The organism is Psychrobacter sp. C 20.9, from assembly GCF_001921765.1.
GTDB lineage: Bacteria > Pseudomonadota > Gammaproteobacteria > Pseudomonadales > Moraxellaceae > Psychrobacter > Psychrobacter piscatorii_B.
Genome location: NZ_MRYC01000057.1, coordinates 1 through 238, shown reverse-complemented (window position 1 = coordinate 238; position 238 = coordinate 1). Strand labels below are relative to the sequence as shown.

The 238-nt window shown below is 39.1% G+C and carries 1 protein-coding gene; it reads right to left on the bottom strand.

The genetic code is table 11. The features are described from left to right. Positions 1-36 precede the first annotated feature (36 nt). A partial coding sequence (locus BTW00_RS13790) for a hypothetical protein (RefSeq protein WP_218609030.1) occupies positions 37-238 on the bottom strand: 202 nt, incomplete at its 5' end.

Sequence of the window (238 nt, the reverse complement as noted above, 5' to 3'; positions counted from 1 at the left end):
GATTTTGAACTCTCCTAAGTTATTGTTTTTTTTTTTTCAAGCAGAGGACGGCATACGAGATGCCGATTTGTCGATATTGATCTGGCTGTTAAGGTCAAGACCGTATGGCAAAGACATTTCATACAACAACAGATACTGTGCCGCGAGATCACGCTCATCAGGTAATTTATACCAACTGTCATCATCTCCATGCATTGATTTGTTCAGGCGTTTGAGAATGTCTGTTATAGAATTTACA